Source organism: Moraxella sp. FZLJ2109 (assembly GCF_024296965.1).
In the GTDB taxonomy this organism is placed as follows: domain Bacteria; phylum Pseudomonadota; class Gammaproteobacteria; order Pseudomonadales; family Moraxellaceae; genus Moraxella.
Map to the genome: position 1 here is coordinate 1,915,318 of NZ_CP101112.1, position 18,546 is coordinate 1,933,863.

An 18,546-nucleotide genomic window follows, 5' to 3' on the forward strand; every position below is an offset into this window, starting at 1 on the left:
CTGTCTAACTTTTGGGGTGCGGTTCAAATGCTTGTCGGTATTTTTTTATTGATCAAATTTGTAAAATAATCAACGAAGCTTAAGGCATTTAAGGCAAATAAGTCCCACGCTTAGGCTGCCATTCGATCTCTTCACCGCGCATCAGCTTATCGATCATCACTTTGGTGTCAGCGCGATGCTCGGTCAATAGGCTGATCATATGCGTGTTTTTGTAGCGACTGATGTCAGGATCATACGATTCTGCCGCTTTTGCCACACCATCACGATCGCGATGATGGTATAAATGCGCGATACGCTCGGCAGTGTCGCTGTCCATGCCAAGCAGCTCAAGCCCCGTCTTGGCACTGCGCACCGCTGAGTCAAAGGTCTCACGAATGACCGCATTTGCACCAGCGCGGTGCAGCTGATAAGCATGAATGCGATCATAAGCACGCGCCACGATGGGTAAATCTGGAAAATCATGGCGCAGGTGCTTGACAATGCTAAGTGATTTTTGGGGATCATCTATGGTGATCATCGCAAGTTTTGCCTTGGCAATGCCTGCCATCTCAAGCAAATCAAAGCGTGTCGCATCACCAAAATAAGTCTTAATGCCAAGATTTGCCAAGCCATCGACATGGTCGGCATCTGAGTCGATCAAGGTCGTGTGATAGCCGCACGCAGTCAGCACGCCATTGACCACCTGCCCATAGCGACCATGCCCAAGGATAATGATGGGATTTTCTTCATCGATAAAATCATTTTCACGAGCAGTGGTGCGATCGGCAGTTTTGGCAAACTTACCATGAATGACCAAAAACAGCGGCGTCAGCACCATCGACATCACCACAATTGCTGTTAAGTTGGCGTGCGTGGTGGCATCGATCACCGATTGGGCAGCAGCTGCCGAGAATAGCACAAACGCAAATTCACCGCCTTGTGCCATCATCACCGCACGCTCAAGTGCTATAGCATGATCGGATTTGGTCGTGCGCGCCACCAGATAAATCCACACGCCTTTGGTCGCCATCAGTGCCAGCACGCCAAGGCTGATCAGCTGCCAGTTATCCGCGACAACTGATAAATCTAGCGCCATACCGACGCCTAAGAAAAATAGACCTAAGAGCAAACCACGAAACGGCTCAATGTCCGCTTCTAGCTGATGGCGAAAGCTGGATTCGGATAATAACACACCAGCGACGAACGCACCCATCGCCATCGACAGTCCGCCAAGTTCCATCAATAGAGCAGAGCCAAGCACCACAAGCAAGGCAGCCGCAGTCATGATCTCGCGTACGCCAGTCTTGGCTAGGATTTTAAACAATGGATTAATCAGTACGCGACCAGCGAAAAACAGCGCCAGCAGCGAACCAATCGCGATCAAAATCGACTGCCAAGCAGGGGTATCGCTCGTCTGTACCACAGGCGCAAGAAAGGCAACGATGGCAAGCAGTGGTACGATGAGCAAATCTTCAAATAGTAGAATCGACACCATGCTTTGACCTTTTGGGGTGCTCAGCTCGTTATTCTCGCCAAGACTTGTCATCACAATCGCGGTCGAAGTCAGCACAAAGCCTGCCGCGCCGATGAATGCCACTTGCCACGACGCACCAAACAGCATGATCACCGCGGTCATCAAGGTAGTCGCACCAAGTACTTGCAATGAACCTAAGCCGAAAATCTGCCGTCTTAATCCCCATAAATGCGCAGGCTGCATCTCAAGCCCGATGATGAACAAAAACATCACCACGCCAAGCTCAGCCACATGAATGATGGTATTAGGATCGGTGAAAATCCCCAGTCCAAACGGACCAATCAACAGCCCGCCTGCCAAATAGCCAAGCACTGAACCTAAGCCAATTTTACGAAAAATCGGCACTGCAATCACCGCCGCACCCAATAGGGTCACGACTTTGATCAGCTCAGCTGCCATACCTGCTTCAGCCATAGTTTTACCTTGTTTTGTTAAAAATGGAACAATTTGCACTGATACACTCAGTTGTGCATTGTGCAGTATTTAATAAGTTTTAAATCGTTTTTAAGTAATATTTTTTAATTAATAAAAAGACAGCATAGCAACATCCATGCTGTCATCATAGCGAATTATTGATAAATTTATCAAATAACATCACGAAAAATAAGAAAATATGATTTTATCATCATAAAAACTTATAAATTACAACCAACCCGCTTTGCGGAATTTATGGTGCAGATACAGACACACCGTCACGACTGCGCCAACCACGACAAAATAGGCATATTGCCAATGCAGCTCAGGCATATAATCAAAGTTCATGCCATAAATGCCTGCCACCGCTGTCGGCACCGCAGCGATACCTGCCCAAGCAGCCAGCTTACGTACGACATCGTTCTGCCCCATGGTTACCATCGCCATATAGGTATCCATCGCCACAGACAGCATTTCGTTAAGTCCATTGACCGCATCGATCGAGCGAAGCAGGTGGTCGTTGACGTCGCGAAAATACGGCTTGGCGGCAGCAGGGAAGGCAGCAACTAGCTCATTTTTTTTGTGGTTGATAAAGAAATTACACACATCTTGCACAGGCAAAATCACCGCACGCATATGGACAAGTTGTGATTTTAATTCGTACAGGCTTTTGAGTGTTGATTTACTAAATTCGTACGAGAAAATATTGCGCTCTTGTTCGCGTAAGTAGTTGCCCAAGCGGTCGGTGATTGGCAAGTAGTTGTCGACGATGAAGTCCATAATCGCGTGCAGCACGAAAATCGGCCCAAGGCGCAGCTTCTCAGGGCGGCGATGGCAATGCTCACGCACAGGGCTGTATGAGTTCGATGCACCACGACGCACGCTGATGATAAAGTTTTTACCCATAAAAATCGCGGTCGTACCATAGCGGATTTGGTTGTCTTCAAGCTTGGCGGTACGCACGACGACGAAAATCGTATCATTGCCATAGCTTTCGACTTTTGGGCGCTGATGATCGGCAAATGCATCTTCTAGCGCAAGTTCATGCAGATCAAAGGCGTCTTGCACTTCTTTGACCGTCTCAAGACTTGGATCATATAGCCCAAGCCAGATGAACTGGTTGTTATTGGTCAAGGCGCGGCTGACATCTTCGATTACCAAAGGCTCAATCGGTGCGCCTGTTTTACGAGAATATGAGTAGCAGACAATGGTCTCGTTATCCCCTGATTGCTCAATGTCTTCAAAACGATCAGCATCAGGGTCATAGACAGTCATCGTCTCGATGGTGTCTTCGAGCGTGGCATCAGAGTCGCCATAGATATAGCTGTCGTGCGTGTCATGGAAGGTTTCGGCAGATTTTGGTTCGGCTTCTTCGCGCGATTCTGCTTCATCCAGATAATCATCATCACGCTTGGCATCGTCATCGATCGGCTCATCATCGAACAAATCGGCTTGATCGGGCTTGTCATCTTGCGGCAAAGTTTGCGGCGCATCTGCTGATACATCTTGGTGCAAATCGGCTGCATCTTGTGCGGACTGGGAGTTTGGCTGTCGGCGTGGGGTGGTGCTTAAGTCTGTGTCGTTTTTTAAAGTCATCACAAATTCCCCCAAAGTTTACCAAAAAGATGTCGCCAAAAACCCAAATGCCATCAAATATAGCCAATGAAATTTCTTGCAACTGCCAAAATGAGTAATTATAGCAATAAATTGGTAAAATTTCATCTATTTTTCAAGAATTTAAGCAAGAATTTAGCCAGGTTTTATGGTTTTATTGTTTAAATTTATCACTTAATTTTATTAAAATTATCCATTAATGATGACAATGGACAAAAAATCAGAAATTTTTTGCAATTTACACTTGCAAGGATTGGTTTGTGTGGTACACTAGATAGGAAAAAATTCTTATTCGCCATTCGCTTTGGCTGCGCTTCCAATTTTTTCACCGCATTGTATTTATTCTTTTTGTAGGTTAAGTGAATGTTCATTTAACCGCCTTTTGTTTGCCTAACAGGGGTTTGTTGTGCCACACAATTGCACCGATACCGACCAACTTGCCACCAAGCAGATTCACCAAAATTGGCTGTTGCCTGATGGGGTGGCGGATGTCTTGTTCAAGGATGCGCAAAAACAAGAAAGTCTGCGCGATGCCTTGCTGTTCGTCCTGACGGCGCACGGCTATCGCTTGGTTTCACCGCCCCTAATCGAATATACTGAGAGCCTGCTTGGTAATGCTGATGAAGATCTTAAGCGTCAAACTTTCAAATTCATCGATCAGCTAAACGGTCGCTTGATGGGCTTGCGTGCAGACATTACGCCGCAGATTCTACGCATTGACAGTAAATATGGCCAAGGCGTCAGCCGTTATTGCTATGTCGGTCAGGTGGTGAAAACCTTGCCAACTGGGCTGTTTGGTCTGCGTACGCCGCTACAAATGGGCGCGGAGATTTTCAGCGTTGATACCATTGATGCAGAGATTTCGCTGTTGGATTTGTTCGCGGCATTGATGGATGAGATTGGGCTTGCGCGCGAAAGCTTGCATGTCGATGTCGGTCATGTGGCGATTTTCCGTCAGCTGTGCCAGATTCATGGCGTGCCAGCGGCAAAAGTCGATGAGCTGATGGCGATTTATCATAAAAAAGCCATGCCTGAGCTTGCGGTATTTTGTCAAGCTTTAGGCGATGAGCTTGCCAATCCGGCAGGTGCAAATGACTTTGTCGTGCTTGCCAAGCATACCCTTGCACAAGATGGCGTGCCAAATGCTGCCAATTTATTGGGTAAATTATCAGCCCAAGCGAATGCTGATACCACCATCGTCGCTGCGACCCATGAAATCGTCGCATTGATCGCGCACATTCGCACGCTTGGCATGGGTGTTAGCCTTGATGTTACCGAATTGTCAGGCTATCACTATCACACAGGCGTGGTGTTCAATGTCTATTTGAACCACAGCCAAACCGCACAGACTCAAGCTTTGGTGCGCGGCGGTCGCTTCAAGGGCGTATCTGCTGATGGCCAAGATCGCGCGGCGACAGGCTTTAGTATGGATCTAAACCGCTTGCTTGAATTTGTCGAGCTGCAAGAAGACACCGTGATTGTGGTGGATTTTAATGATTTGCAAGCGGCAAGCGCTGAACAAAAAGCCGACCTAAATGAGCAAATCAAAACGCTACAAAATGAAGGCTGTATCGTCATCAAGCCATTATCTGCTGATGATAAGCCGCAGAGTATCGATGGCGTGCTGCATTTCGATACAGAGCAGGCGCAGTGGTCGGTGCAGTTGGTTGGTGATGATTTTTAATCTATTTTAATTAAATTTAATTCATTCAATTTCATGTTTATCTAAACTTAAGGAATTATCATGGGTAAGAATGTCGTAGTACTTGGTAGCCAATGGGGCGACGAAGGCAAAGGCAAAATCGTTGATCTATTAACCGAAAAAGCGACAGCGGTAGCACGCTTTCAAGGTGGTCATAATGCAGGTCATACGCTGGTCGTTGGCGGCGAAAAAACCGTACTACATCTCATCCCATCAGGCATCTTGCGTGAAGGTGTGACTTGCTTTATCGGTAATGGCGTGGTGCTTGCCCCTGATGCGCTGCTTAAAGAAATGAACGGCTTGATCGAAAAAGGCGTGCCTGTGCGTGAGCGTCTACGCATCTCGCCTGCGTGTCCACTGATCATGCCATATCATGTGGCACTGGATCAAGCGCGTGAAATCAAGCGCGGCAGTGGTAAAATCGGTACGACAGGTCGTGGTATCGGTCCTGCTTATGAAGATAAAGTTGCACGCCGTGCGCTGAAAGTAGCGGATCTGTTCCGTGATGACCTACCAGAAAAACTACAAAATCTGCTGGAGTATCATAACTTTGCACTGACCCAATACTACAAAGTCGATGCCATTGACTATGAAGCGACGCTTAAGCTGTGCCAAGAATGGGCAGCTGAGCTAAAAGACTTGGTGGTCGATGTGACCGAAGCACTAGAATCACGCCGTCAAAAGGGCGAAAACTTGATGTTCGAAGGTGCGCAGGGTACGCTGCTTGACATCGATCATGGTACTTATCCATTCGTCACCAGCTCAAACACCACAGCAGGCGGTGTATCGACTGGCACAGGTCTTGGCCCATTGTACCTAGATTATGTACTGGGCATCACCAAGGCATACACCACGCGTGTCGGCTCAGGTCCATTCCCGACCGAGCTATTTGATGATGTGGGTGCACACCTTGCCAAAGTCGGCCATGAATTTGGTGCGACCACAGGTCGTGCGCGTCGCTGTGGCTGGTTCGATGCAGTGAGCCTACGCCGTGCGGTGGTGCTAAACTCAATGTCAGGCATCTGCCTAACCAAGCTTGATGTACTTGACGGCTTGGAAAAAATCCGTATCTGCACTGAGTATGAAGTACCAGCAGGCGAGTGCGCAGGTGCATTTGATGCAGAATACTACGAAAAAGTTTCGCCAAAATACGAAACCATGCCAGGTTGGAGCGAATCAACCATCGGCGTGACCAAGTTTGAAGACTTGCCGGCTAATGCACAAGCCTACATCAAGCGTATCGAGACGCTAGTCGGCTGCCCTGTGGACATCATCTCAACAGGCCCTGACCGTGATGAGACCATCGTACTGCGCGATCCGTATGATGCCTAATCGCTAAAAGCACAAAACCGCCGATTGTGATGATTGGCGGTTTTTGTTTGGGGTGGCGGTCTTGGTCTTGTGTGGGGTATGCCTTATGTCTGAATAAATAAAGAACGGTGATATCAAAATAAGGAAAGAGAATATGCAAACAGACAAGCTAACTCAATATAAGCACCTTTTGGATATAAAAAATAGTAATTACCTGTAGATACCTGTACCGGTCAACTATTTTCAAACAACCCCTAAGAGGGTTTTGTTAAAAAACTGTCGTTCTTTTTCAACAGGGCTTAGGTAGTTATTAAAGCTGTGGGGTCTGAGTTGACTGTAATAGCCAAGGATATAATTTGCCACGTCTACTTTTGCTTCTTGGATATTCTCATAGCCATGTTTTGGCATCCACTCATATTTAAAACTTCGAAAGAAACGCTCTGTTGGTGCATTATCCCAGCAGTTGCCTTTTCTACTCATACTGTGTGTCATCTTACATCTAGCAACGGCATCAGCAAAGGCGCGACTGGTGTAATGAGATCCTTGATCTGAATGAAATAACACACCGGTTGGCTTAAAGCGTATGGTATAAGCCATGGCTAAAGCTTTGGTGGTCAGCTCACTGTTTGGATGATCACTCATGGCAAAGCCAATGATGTGTCTGGCATATAAATCCATCACCACAGCCAAATAACAAAATCCTGCTTTGGTGTGAATATACGTCACATCCGATACCCATACTTGATTGGGTGCAGCTGGTGCAAACTGCCGTTTTAGCAAGTTGTCATGCGCTGTATGTGCTTGATCAGCTAAGCGATAGCGATGCTTGATGCTTTGGCGACTGATGAGTCCTTGTGCTCTCATTAATTGACGCGCTTTATAGCGTGTTAGTTTAATCTGATGAGCACGACTAACCATAGCAGCAATACTTCTAGAGCCTGCCGATCCTTTAGAGCAATCAAACGCTTGTTTTACCCATAGGCGCAGATTAATCTCTTTACGTGTTGGCAGTTTTGGTTTTTGCTTGACATAATAAGTACTTCGGCAAATACCAAATAGCTGACACAGCTTTGCTTTACTGATGCTGTATTGCCCCATCAATTGCTCTATTAGCGGGATAGTAAGCTGTCTTGAGCTAATAGAGCGGATGCCTTTTTTAAAATATCTCACTCAAGTCTTAGCTGGGCATTTTCTTTACGAAGTCGTTCAAGCTCTCGTTGTTCTGGTGTTAGAGCATGACCTGTGGCTAATGGCTTGCCTTGAAGTTCAAGACGATAACGTTTAAGCCAGTTTTCTAAAGTAGATTTACCGATATCATATTGCCTAGCAACATCAACAACACGCTGATTTTGCTCTTCAATGAGTTTGACCATTTCTAGTTTAAATTCGTTGCTGTACTGCTTACGCTGTTTTGTCATGAGAGATTACTCCTAGTTTGGGGTAGTATAACCTCTTATGGGGTGTCTGGGAATATTGTACCGGTACAGTCTTTGAGCCAAGCCACATCCAGTTTATGTTTACTGACATCAACACCGATGTAATAAGTCATTGTCATCTCGCCTTGTTCATTCAGCATCATTGATTGTATGACAATCAAGTGCTTGGATACCATTCAGATTTACGATGAAAAGGAAGTTACTTGGGTTTAATCTACAAAACAGCATCAAAGTACTTAGGGTGCGTAAAAACTCACAAGTAACTTAGGTTGATGGTATAATCTACCATGCTACCACCAAGATAGCTAGTCTTAGGTGGTAAGATACAAGGGTGTGTTGTACGCACCGTAAAGACAACCGATATATCAATTTTTCCAAGATTTTATTAAATTTTATTTTAAAAATCAAATGCTTGTGATAAATTGGTGCGTGGAACACACCCTACGGTTACTTGAGTTGCAATAGTAGCAAAGGTAAGGGCGCATCCATGCACCAGTGAGACATCCGAAATGTCAATATCCTAAAAATATTATTTTAAATCAATTGCTTGTATTTTATTAGTGTGTGAAATATATCTAACAATCACCTAATCTTACACCCCTAAACCCGCATTATCCGTTTCTCGGTCAGCACCATATCCACCGCCTGATCCCAAGGTTGTTTTGGCAGATTATCCACCACTTGAAACTCATAGCACCAAGCGACTTTGATGGTTTTGGTGCATTTGGCAAAAGTGCGATCATAATAGCCACCACCCATGCCAAGGCGTACACCACGCATATCCACCGCGACCAAAGGGCAGATGATGGCGTCCAGATGAGCCGCAGCGATAATATCTTGGGTAACAGGTTCAAGCATACCTAGGTAATGGCGCATGACGGCAGTTTTTGTGATAGGCAGGACTGCTTTGGCAAATCGCAAGGCTTGATTGGCTTTGGTGATCGGCAGATAAATCTCAAATCCCAAACGCATGGCAAGCTTGGCAATTACATCGGTTGGCAGCTCACCAAAATCATCCAAATAAATACCGATTTTGGCATGGCGTGGCAATTGGCGAAATAATTTGAGCAAGTGCCGACTTGCTAAAAATGCTGTCGTTTGCCGCTGCTTGGCGGATAGGGCGCGGCGCTGTTTGGTAAAGGTTTTACGAGAAATGGGGCTGGCTGTCATCATATTTGGTCGGTATGGATGAATGAGTGAATAAAAAGCCAAGAATTTCGTGCGGATTTGTTGAAAAACTGAAGCTTTTTGGGGATAATAGCACATTTGTTGATAATTATAAATCTTAACCACCATGACCGCCACAACCACCGCCCCGCCCACCAAACAGCGCGCCAGTAAAGACAAAAATTCTCGCCGCGATCCTGCTGACATCGCTGCTAATAATTTTTTAAAACAAACCTTTAAACCTGTCAAAAAATCCATCTATCTGGCATGGCTGTGTGATGTTGTCAATGTGCTATTGCTCATGGTGCAGGCGTGGGTGATTGTGCTGATTTTTGATGGATGGTTATTGCCGTTCATCCCTCAGTTTGCCCATCATGATGCGATGGCTATTGCTGCGTTGTGGTTGTATTTGGCAGTGCTGTTTTTGGTGTTTGTATGTCGTGCGTTGGTGGGTTATGCACGAGATGCGATCTTGACGCGTGTGGGCGTACAGGTGGCAGGCGATGTACGCGCGCGATTGATGGCGAAGCTTGGCGGGATGGGCGTGGCGCGTAGATTTTTTGGCTCGGATGGGGTTTTGGCAAGCAAAGTCGTCGATGAGCCTGAACATTTGCTTGGTTTTGCGCGCTTTGAAGTACAGAAAATGACTGCGGTGACGACGCCGATTTTATTGGCAATTTGCATCAGTTTTTTTAGTAAAGTATCGGCGCTGATTTTGCTCGCTACCGCGCCTCTTGTGCCGATTTTTATGGCGATCATTGGCATGGCGACCGCGCGCAAAAGCCGTGAGCAGATGGATGCGATGGGACAGCTTGGCGGGCGGTTTTTTGACTGGATTCGCGGTGTGAATACTTTAGCTCGGCTAAATGCAGTACAGATCGCAACGCAGGATATTGAGCGCTCGAGCGAATCCTACCGCCAAAAAACCATGGATGTGCTAAAGATTGCGTTTTTAAACAGTGCGGTGCTTGAGTTCTTATCTGCTTTATCGATTGCACTGGTGGCGGTGTATTTGGGTTTTGGCTTGATGGGGATTTTGCCGTGGCAGACGGGTGTGATGGTGACGAGCTACAGTGCAGCGCTGATGATTTTGCTGCTTGTGCCTGAATTTTATGCGCCACTGCGCCGACTTGGGGCGGAGTATCATGTCAAAGGACAAGCACAAGGCGCGGCAAAGGCGATGGTGGATTTTTTGGCGTTCAAACCTGCACAAACTGGCAAAACACCGCTGATCATCACGGATAAAACAAGCATCCGACTGGACAAAGTCACCGTCTTTGGTGATGATGGGCGACTGCGCTTGCCGCCGACCAGTCTTGATTTTCAAGCAGGGCAAATCACAGGCGTGCAAGGTCAAAGCGGCTCTGGCAAATCGACGATTTTACAAGTTTTGCTTGGCTTTGGACAGTTTACAGGCACGATCACCTTTGATGATGGTGTGCAGATGCATTCATTGGATACGCTAGATATTGTTAAGCTGCGCGAACAAATCGGCTATTTGGCACAGACGCCAGCATTATTGCCGATGTCGATTACGGATAATTTACGACTTGCCAAGACTGATGCCATCGATGATGAGCTGATGGCTGCACTGGACGCAGTGGGCTTACAAGATGTGGTGACGGCATTACCACAGGGGCTAGATACCGTGCTTGCTGAGCGCGGCGGTGGTTTATCGGGTGGTCAGGCGCATCGGCTTGCCATCGCGCAGCTATTATTACAAGACGCTGCGATTTGGCTATTGGATGAGCCGACTGAGCATTTGGACGCTGAGACGGCTGAGCGGATTACGGCGCTGCTGAAGCGTTTGGCGGTGGGTAGGACGGTTATTTGGGTGACGCATGATGATGAGACGGCGGCATCGTTCGCGGTATGTCATCGCTTGGGCGCGCCGCACGCGGATATGGGGGCGTGATGAAAAAGACACAATTTCAACTGCGCCAACTGATCGGCACGCAGACAGCCGTGTGGGTTTTGGCGTGGTTTCTAGGCTTATTGACCGTGTGGTCGGTGCTTGGCTTGACCATACTCTCAGGCTGGTTCGTCACCATGTCGGCGGCGGCAGGGCTTGTGGCGGTCGGCGGTCATACCTTTAATTATATGATGCCAGCGGGGATCATTCGTGGCTTTGCCATCGTGCGCACCTTGTCGCGTTATGGTGATCTGATGGTGTCGCATCATGCGGTATTTGGGCTGCTGAAAGATTTGCGCGTGCGGTTTTTTCAGCGTTGGGCAAGCTTAAGTTTCGCCACACGCAGTGCGCAAGCAGGCTCAAGCAGCCAAAGAATGCACCGACTGGTCAAAGACATCGATGTACTGAATGAATTTATCCTGCGCTTCGTCACGCCGTGGGTGATGGCAGTCGGCGCGGTGCTTGCGGTGGGCGCGGTGATGATCACTGTCTTGCCAAGTGCGTGGCTGTCGGTGCTGCTACTCATCGCGGCGATGGCGGTCGCAGTCGTGGTGATTTATCTTGCTAAGGCATTTGCCATTCAAGAAAGTACACTGCACGAACAGCACAAATCACAGCTGTTAGACACTTTGCCTGCCTTGACATCGCTGCTGATTTGGGGGCAATGGCGTAAGCAAACCGCACAATTGACCCATATCGAAAATCAGCGGCACGCGCTTACATTGTCCACACACGGACTGCGCCGTATCAGTGCCTTTGTGATTCAGATACTACACGCTGTTGCCTTGCTACTATTACTATGGGCGATGGGCGAATTTTTTGCGGCGGCTGACATCGTGCCATTTACCGAGCATCTGCTAAATGACTATCCGATGATGAGCTCGGCAGTGGCTTTGGCGCTGTTTTTGGGTTTGGTGGGCTTGGGTGAATTTTTACAAAATTTGGTGGCTGAGCCTTTGGCATATGGCCGCTCATTGGTCGCCAAAGATCGCCTAAATGCGATGATCGCTGATGAAGATAACATTGCCAAATCTGTGCATATTGATGAATATGACATCAATCACCTATCATTAAAAATTGAAAATGCCACAGTCAAAGCGCCCAAAGCCATTATCGGTGCAAGTCATCTGAACGCCGTTATTACGCATGATAAACCTTGCCTAATCGTCGGCGCTTCAGGCGCGGGCAAATCGACACTGCTCCACACCATTGCCCAAGAGCATCAGCTAGTGGCAGGGCAGATGTGCCTTGCTGATGCTGTGCAATCGGCTGAGCTTCAGACGGTAGATTTTGGTGCGTCGATGGGCTTTTTGGGTCAGGCGGTGGATATTTTTGATCAGACTTTGGCGGATAATTTACGCTTAGGAAAGCCAACTGCCAGCGATGATGAGCTGTACGCGGTGCTGAATGCGGTGGGTCTGGGCGACTGGGTGCGCGCGCAGCCGCAGGGTCTTGCCACGCCACTGGGCGAATATGGCATGGCGGTATCGGGCGGTCAGGCGCGGCGCATAGCCTTGGCGCGTTTATTGCTTGCGCCAAAATCACTGCTGCTGTTGGATGAGCCATTTGCAGGGCTTGATAGCGATACGCGCAAAATCGTTTGGCAGTATTTGGCAGACGAACAGCGTGCAGGACGCATCGGCTTGTTGATCATCTCCACACATCAGCTGTGGGATGAGATGGGCGCGGTGGATGTGCTGAAAGTGGGCGAATAATAAAAACGGCTGGTGTGTGAACCGCACCCCAAAAGTTAGACAACCTTTGGGGTGTTTTTATGACCAAATACACAATTGACTTTAAACTTGAAGTCATTGATCATTATTTAACAGGACATAGTTACCACAACACAGCCAACTCTTTTGGTATTAAACGCTCTATTGTCCAAAACTGGGTGAGACTCTACCAAACTCATGGTGTTGATGGTATTCGTATCAGAAAGAGCAAAGCTAGTTATTCACCAGAATTCAAACACACTGCAGTATTACAACTACTTGCTGGTAAATCCATACGCACTTTGGCGATTGAATTAAATATCAGCAACCCAAGTGTGCTGTTTCAATGGTTAAAAGCTTATCAAACTCATGGTATCATGGGACTGACTCCTAAACCCAAAGGCAGGCAATCTATGCTAAAGACCAGCAAAGCAAGCCAAACATCCAAACTTGATGAACAAAAGACCCATGCTGAATTGATTGCTGAATTACAACACTTACGCATGGAGAATGACATCTTAAAAAAGTTAGAAGCCTTGGAGCGTCAGCAAAGAAAAAGCAAATCATCATCAATAAAATCACAGTGATTGACGAGCTAAGGCAGATTTATCCATTAAAACAATTACTGACTTATCTTGGTGTTGCCAAAGCAACCTTTTATTATCACTTAAAGCAATTCAAGCAAAAGGATAAACATCAAGACATCAAAGATGCAATCAAAAAGATATATCACACCCATCAAGGCAGATATGGCTATCGCAGAATCACCCTTGCCTTAAAACAGTTAGGCTTTGTCATCAATCATAAAAAAGTGTGGCGACTGATGAACCAAATGGGACTGAAAGCACGGATTCGCTCTAAACGCAGATTTAGTGCTTATCAGGGTAAGGTGGGTAAAATCGCTGATAATGTACTCAAGCGTGATTTTAAAGCAGATCGACCCAACCAAAAATGGGCGACTGATGTCACTGAGTTTAAAGTGTTGGATAAACAAGGTAATGTCAAAAAGCTTTACTTGTCTCCCATCATGGATTTGTTTAATGGAGAAATTGTTAGCTATCAGATGCACAGTAGCCCAAATTATGGCTTGGTTGCCAAGATGCTTGATCAGGCACTAAAGCGACTGCAAGCAGATGATAATGCTGGCAACGATAGCAGCAAACCACAATTGATTCTGCATTCAGATCAAGGCTGGCACTACCAAATGCAAAATTATCAACAAACCTTAAAAGACAACAACATCATTCAAAGTATGTCAAGAAAGGGCAATTGCTTGGATAATGCGGTGATAGAAAGCTTCTTTGGCACATTAAAAGAAGAAATCTTCTTTCATGACAAACATCAAAGAAGATTTACCTCCATTGATGAGCTTAAACAAGCGATTGATGAGTACATCCATTACTACAATCATGATAGAATAAAGATTAAACTAAAAGGACTAAGTCCTGTAAAATACAGGCGCTTAGTCCTTGACCAAACCACTTAATTTAAACCTAGTCCTTAATCTTAACTTTGTCTAAGATTTGGGGGTCGGTTCAGTGATAATCAGCCGTTTTTGCATATATTGCCAAGCTATCGCTAATCCGCCTTTTTATCCGCTTTGTTCGGGTTATCTTTAGCGGTGATGATGTCGGCATTAGGATCACCGAAGCTGAAAATTTCGGTGAAGTTCGGCTGTAGCTTGAGCAGTAGTTGTTCGTTTTTGAGCGTGGCGTGATTGACCTGCGCTTGGCGCAATTTGTCCTTATGGTCAGCCTTAAGCCAACGACCGATGTCCAAATAAATCACATCGTCTTTATGCTCGGTAAATGGCACGCCTTTAATTTTAATCGAACTTAAAATAAACGGTAGTGGATCTTTACGCATGATCGCACGATAGCTTGCGACGGCGAACTTGGCAAGCGGTGCTTTGTACCATTGGCGCGTGTGCAGTTCGATGACATCGGTGTCGCTGATCTGTCTTAGGATCAGGCGCTGATGATGGCGATCTAGCTGTAGATTCACCAATTCAAAATTACTGGCGACACTGGCAAAAATCCCATGAAAATCAACAGTGCAATACAATCTGAGCCAGCCATCATGCAGATCAAGATGTACATCGTGCAGCATCTTGACATTGCGCGTGACGAAGCGATACAGCGCATCATTGATTTGCTGTTCACTGACTGTTAATAAAACTTCATCAATATAACTGTCAGCAGCAGTGGCATAATTATGCTTAATATTGCCCAAAGTCTGCTGCCAACCGATCAAAAAAGAATCAAACAATCGCGCTGCATCAAAGGTTTCTTCGTAGCATTCTGCGCCGATTTCGTTGGCATCGTACTTGGAATTTGTGGTGTCATTCATGGTTTTGGCTGTGTTTTGTGTGTAAATTTGTCCATTTTAACAAATTTTTGCCAAGAAGTGTGTTTTTGATGGTAAATAAGCATTTTGTGGACAAAGCTGATACAATGGTGGTGAGTGTTGGCACTTATTCAAAAAATTGAGTATGGGTGTGCTGTTAGGGCAGTCAATCGACAATTGCCCAAGATTTTTATAAAATTTATTTAAATCAAATGCTTGTGATGAATTAATGTGTGGAATGAATTCAAAGAGCAATGCTACACATAAATTAAGTTTTGCCAAAAACCAACCCAATTGTTCAACATTGTCATTAAATAAAGAAGTTATTTTCATAGAAAAATGTTGGGTTTTGCAAGCTTAACCCAACCTACGGGCTACTATGTGGGCAGATTGGGGCTGTGGGTGCATAATGCGGGTTGTTATGGGGCTATTTCAATCAAATAACAACCACAGTCACCCACCCAAAAAAATCACCGCCATAACAGCGGTGAAAATAAATAACTGCAAACTTAGCAAATCACAAACCCAAAAAATCCACCACAAAATCGCTATTTGGTGTGGCGAACAGCTCAGCAGGCGTGCCGATTTGTTCTACCTTACCATGATTCATGATGACGATTTTATCCGATATCGCCTGCGCTTCTTCTTGGTCGTGCGTCACCATAATGCTGGTGATGCCAATCTCACGCTGAATATCCTTGAGTGAGGTGCGTAGCTCTTTACGCACTTTGGCATCGAGTGCGCCAAATGGCTCATCGAGTAGCAGTAGGCGCGGCTTGGTTGCGAGTGCACGAGCCAGCGCGATACGCTGACGCTGACCGCCTGATAGTTCGTGTGGATAGCGATGCTTGGTTTGGGGAAGTTGCACCAGTTCAAGTAGTTCATCGACACGCTGATCAATACCGCGAGCGTCAGGGCGCACACTTTTTGGTAGTAGCGTCAAACCAAAGGCGATGTTTTGGGCGACGGTTTGATGGCGAAACAGGGCGTATTGCTGAAACACAAAGCCGATACCACGCTTTTGGACAGGGATATCGGTGACATCCACACCTTCAAAGGCGATGCGGCCGCTGTCGGCATTTTCTAGCCCTGCGATGATGCGCAACAGTGTCGTTTTGCCACACCCTGATGGGCCAAGCAAGGTGGTTAGCTCGCCTGTTGGGACTTCGATATTAATATCGCCAAGTGCCACAAAGTCGCCAAATTTCTTATGAATGTGTTTAATTTCGATACTCATGGTAATTCTCAATGCAATATTTATAAATAATAGATAATCAGTGACTTTGTTTGCGCGTCATGATGCCTTGGATAATCAGTGTCACCAGTGCCAATAGTGCCAATAGGCTCGATAGTGCAAATGCCAAAGTAAAGGCGTATTCGTTATAAGCAATCTCAATCATCAGCGGCATGGTATTGGTCTCGCCACGGATATGCCCTGAGACGACACTCACTGCACCAAATTCGCCCATCGCGCGAGCATTGGTTAGGATGATGCCATACAGTAGCGCCCATTTGATATTTGGCAAAGTCACTTTCCAAAACATCTGCCAGCCATTCGCCCCTAGGGTCAATGCTGCTTCTTCTTCGCTGTCACCTTGGGCTTGCATCAGCGGAATCAGCTCACGAGCAATAAACGGAAAAGTGACAAATAAAGTCGCAAGCACAATCCCTGTCGTCGCAAAAATCACCTGAATGCCCATGCTCTCAAGCCAACCGCCAAGCAGCGTATTGGCACCAAAAACCAGCACAAACATCAGGCCTGCTACCACAGGCGATACCGCAAAGGGTAGGTCAAGCAAGGTGGTGATGATAAATTTACCACGGAATTTATGGCGAGTAATCAAATATGCCAATGCTACACCAATAAGGGTGTTAATTGGTAGTACGATGGCAGTGGTGATGAGCGTCAATTTAATCGCCGAGAGCGCATCAGGCTCAACGAGTGCTGCCTGATAAGCCGCCCAACCTTCACGCAATGCTTCATAAAACACCGATAATAAAGGTACGACAAGCATCACACCCATGAATAGCAAGGCAAGGCTAATCAGTAGCCATTTGACCCATGGTTTATCACGAGTGGCAGGATTGTTTTGGTATGCGTATTGAGTTGAACTTACCATAGCTGACCTGTGTGATTAATTGGTTTTTGCACCCAAGCGGGCAGATAGTTTCCATTGGGCAAAGTTGATGCCAAATAGCACAATGAGTGATAGTAGCAGCATAAATAACGCCACACACGCCGCTCCTGCGACATCAAATTGCTCAAGCTTTGAGACGATAATCAAGGGCAGGATTTCTGATTGCATCGGGATATTACCAGCAATAAAAATCACCGAGCCGTATTCACCGGTCGCACGAGCGAACATCATCCCCGAGCCAATCAAAATCGCAGGGGTAATCTCAGGCAATACCACACGGCGAAATGTCGTCAAGCGAGACGCACCCATCACCGCCGCCGCTTCTTCAAATTCGACAGATAATTCTGCCAAGACGGGCTGTACTGCACGCACGATGAATGGGAAACTTACAACGACAAGCGCAAGCCAAATACCAATCGGCGTAAAGGCAATCTTAATCGGCTCACCAGTCAAGGCGATACCAAGTTGGCTAAACCACTGACCAAATAGTCCGTTGGGCGCATAGAGTGTCGCAAGTGCAATACCAGTCACCGCTGTCGGCAGGGCGAAAGGTAAATCAACCAGGGCATTGATGATGGATTTGCCCCAAAAGTCATAGCGCACAAGCACCCAAGCAATCAGCGTGCCAAAGATGACATTGGTCAAGGTGGCAAGCGCAGCCATGCTCAATGATAGCTTGATGGCGGCAAAGACCTGTGGCTCACGGATGGTGCGAATGATGTCAGCAAAGCCCATCTCAAGCGTCGTCAAAATCATCATCGCAAAAGGCAACACAACCAATAGCGATAGGGCAAACACGCTAACACCAAGGCTTAGCCCAAAAAACGGCATCACACGATGGGCGCGGTTTTTTGGTTGGTTGGTGGATGATGACACACTCATAATAAATCCTGTGATGGCGACTGCTAAATCAATGATAATGGATAATATATTTGATAGCGTACTTTAAAATATCACCCACCAAAACACTACTAACAAAATGGACTTTTTATTTTCGATATTGGAATTTAAGAGATGGCATTAGAATTAAAGGCATGATAAGACAAACAAGATAAATTATTTAAGGCGCTATCCTAGATAATGACCAAAAACTCCATTTTTAAAACAATTAGTTAGGGGTGGTTTGGTTTAGTTATCTAAGACAGTCCCTTTTTATTTGTCATCACTCGTACTTGGTGATGCATTGCTATTTTATGGTTGAATGAAAATATCGTACAACCCATAAAATTATCAATAAAAATTTAATAAAACCAATATAACACAACACTTGTTCACTGAGCA

General features: G+C 46.2%; 16 protein-coding genes. 6 read left to right on the plus strand and 10 right to left on the minus strand.

Annotation, left to right across the window (positions count from 1 at the left end; genetic code table 11):
* Positions 1-88 precede the first annotated feature (88 nt).
* Both NKU06_RS09215 and NKU06_RS09220 read right to left on the minus strand, forming a co-directional pair.
* Complete coding sequence (locus tag NKU06_RS09215; RefSeq protein WP_254730248.1) at positions 89-1,927, minus strand: monovalent cation:proton antiporter-2 (CPA2) family protein; 1,839 nt, start codon at positions 1,925-1,927, stop codon at positions 89-91.
* Positions 1,928-2,155: 228 nt separating this feature from the next.
* Positions 2,156-3,523 (minus strand): magnesium and cobalt transport protein CorA, encoded by a 1,368-nt coding sequence (locus NKU06_RS09220; RefSeq protein ID WP_371928008.1) that lies wholly within the window; start codon positions 3,521-3,523, stop codon positions 2,156-2,158.
* A gap of 424 nt (positions 3,524-3,947) precedes the next feature.
* Here NKU06_RS09220 and NKU06_RS09225 point away from each other — a divergent pair, with 424 nt between their 5' ends.
* Both NKU06_RS09225 and NKU06_RS09230 read left to right on the plus strand, forming a co-directional pair.
* Positions 3,948-5,225, plus strand: a complete 1,278-nt coding sequence (locus NKU06_RS09225; RefSeq protein WP_254730251.1) for an ATP phosphoribosyltransferase regulatory subunit — start codon at positions 3,948-3,950, stop codon at positions 5,223-5,225.
* 60 nt (positions 5,226-5,285) lie between these two features.
* Positions 5,286-6,575, plus strand: a complete 1,290-nt coding sequence (locus NKU06_RS09230) for an adenylosuccinate synthase (RefSeq protein ID WP_254730254.1) — start codon at positions 5,286-5,288, stop codon at positions 6,573-6,575.
* Positions 6,576-6,797: 222 nt separating this feature from the next.
* Here the strand turns inward: NKU06_RS09230 and NKU06_RS09235 are convergent, their stop codons facing one another.
* The 3 genes from NKU06_RS09235 to NKU06_RS09245 form a co-directional block, all read right to left on the minus strand.
* Positions 6,798-7,724, minus strand: a complete 927-nt coding sequence (locus NKU06_RS09235; protein WP_254769550.1) for an IS3 family transposase — start codon at positions 7,722-7,724, stop codon at positions 6,798-6,800.
* Positions 7,721-7,972, minus strand: coding sequence for a transposase (locus NKU06_RS09240; protein WP_254769551.1), 252 nt, complete (start codon positions 7,970-7,972; stop codon positions 7,721-7,723). Before NKU06_RS09240 ends, NKU06_RS09235 begins: the two co-directional genes overlap by 4 nt.
* A gap of 618 nt (positions 7,973-8,590) precedes the next feature.
* Positions 8,591-9,163, minus strand: coding sequence for a 5-formyltetrahydrofolate cyclo-ligase (locus NKU06_RS09245; RefSeq protein WP_253223419.1), 573 nt, complete (start codon positions 9,161-9,163; stop codon positions 8,591-8,593).
* Positions 9,164-9,284: 121 nt separating this feature from the next.
* Between NKU06_RS09245 and cydD the strand changes: the two genes are divergently transcribed.
* The 4 genes from cydD to NKU06_RS09265 are packed head-to-tail and all read left to right on the plus strand — an operon-like array spanning position 9,285 to position 14,267.
* Positions 9,285-11,072: a thiol reductant ABC exporter subunit CydD gene (gene cydD / locus NKU06_RS09250; protein WP_254730260.1), complete on the plus strand. Its 1,788-nt coding sequence runs from the start codon at positions 9,285-9,287 to the stop codon at positions 11,070-11,072.
* The gene (locus tag NKU06_RS09255) at positions 11,072-12,784 is read left to right on the plus strand and encodes an amino acid ABC transporter ATP-binding/permease protein (protein WP_254730263.1); all 1,713 of its coding nucleotides are present in this window, start codon (positions 11,072-11,074) and stop codon (positions 12,782-12,784) included. The genes cydD and NKU06_RS09255 overlap by 1 nt, the downstream gene beginning before the upstream one ends.
* A 59-nt stretch (positions 12,785-12,843) precedes the next feature.
* A complete protein-coding gene (locus NKU06_RS09260; RefSeq protein ID WP_254729162.1) occupies positions 12,844-13,368 on the plus strand; it encodes a helix-turn-helix domain-containing protein in 525 nt (174 codons plus the stop codon).
* Positions 13,359-14,267, plus strand: coding sequence for an IS3 family transposase (locus NKU06_RS09265; protein WP_254732049.1), 909 nt, complete (start codon positions 13,359-13,361; stop codon positions 14,265-14,267). Before NKU06_RS09260 ends, NKU06_RS09265 begins: the two co-directional genes overlap by 10 nt.
* 92 nt (positions 14,268-14,359) lie before the next feature.
* Here the strand turns inward: NKU06_RS09265 and NKU06_RS09270 are convergent, their stop codons facing one another.
* The 5 genes from NKU06_RS09270 to cysT all read right to left on the minus strand — a co-directional run bounded on the left by NKU06_RS09270 (position 14,360) and on the right by cysT (position 18,147).
* Positions 14,360-15,130: a hypothetical protein gene (locus NKU06_RS09270; RefSeq protein WP_254730266.1), complete on the minus strand. Its 771-nt coding sequence runs from the start codon at positions 15,128-15,130 to the stop codon at positions 14,360-14,362.
* Between the two features lie 36 nt (positions 15,131-15,166).
* On the minus strand, positions 15,167-15,460 hold the full coding sequence (locus NKU06_RS09275; protein WP_254730269.1) for a hypothetical protein: 294 nt from the start codon (positions 15,458-15,460) through the stop codon (positions 15,167-15,169).
* A gap of 184 nt (positions 15,461-15,644) precedes the next feature.
* Positions 15,645-16,364: a sulfate/molybdate ABC transporter ATP-binding protein gene (locus NKU06_RS09280; RefSeq protein ID WP_254730272.1), complete on the minus strand. Its 720-nt coding sequence runs from the start codon at positions 16,362-16,364 to the stop codon at positions 15,645-15,647.
* A 37-nt stretch (positions 16,365-16,401) separates the two neighbouring features.
* On the minus strand, positions 16,402-17,247 hold the full coding sequence (cysW, locus tag NKU06_RS09285) for a sulfate ABC transporter permease subunit CysW (protein WP_254730275.1): 846 nt from the start codon (positions 17,245-17,247) through the stop codon (positions 16,402-16,404).
* A 15-nt stretch (positions 17,248-17,262) separates the two neighbouring features.
* Positions 17,263-18,147 (minus strand): sulfate ABC transporter permease subunit CysT, encoded by an 885-nt coding sequence (gene cysT, locus NKU06_RS09290; protein WP_254730278.1) that lies wholly within the window; start codon positions 18,145-18,147, stop codon positions 17,263-17,265.
* Positions 18,148-18,546 lie beyond the last annotated feature (399 nt).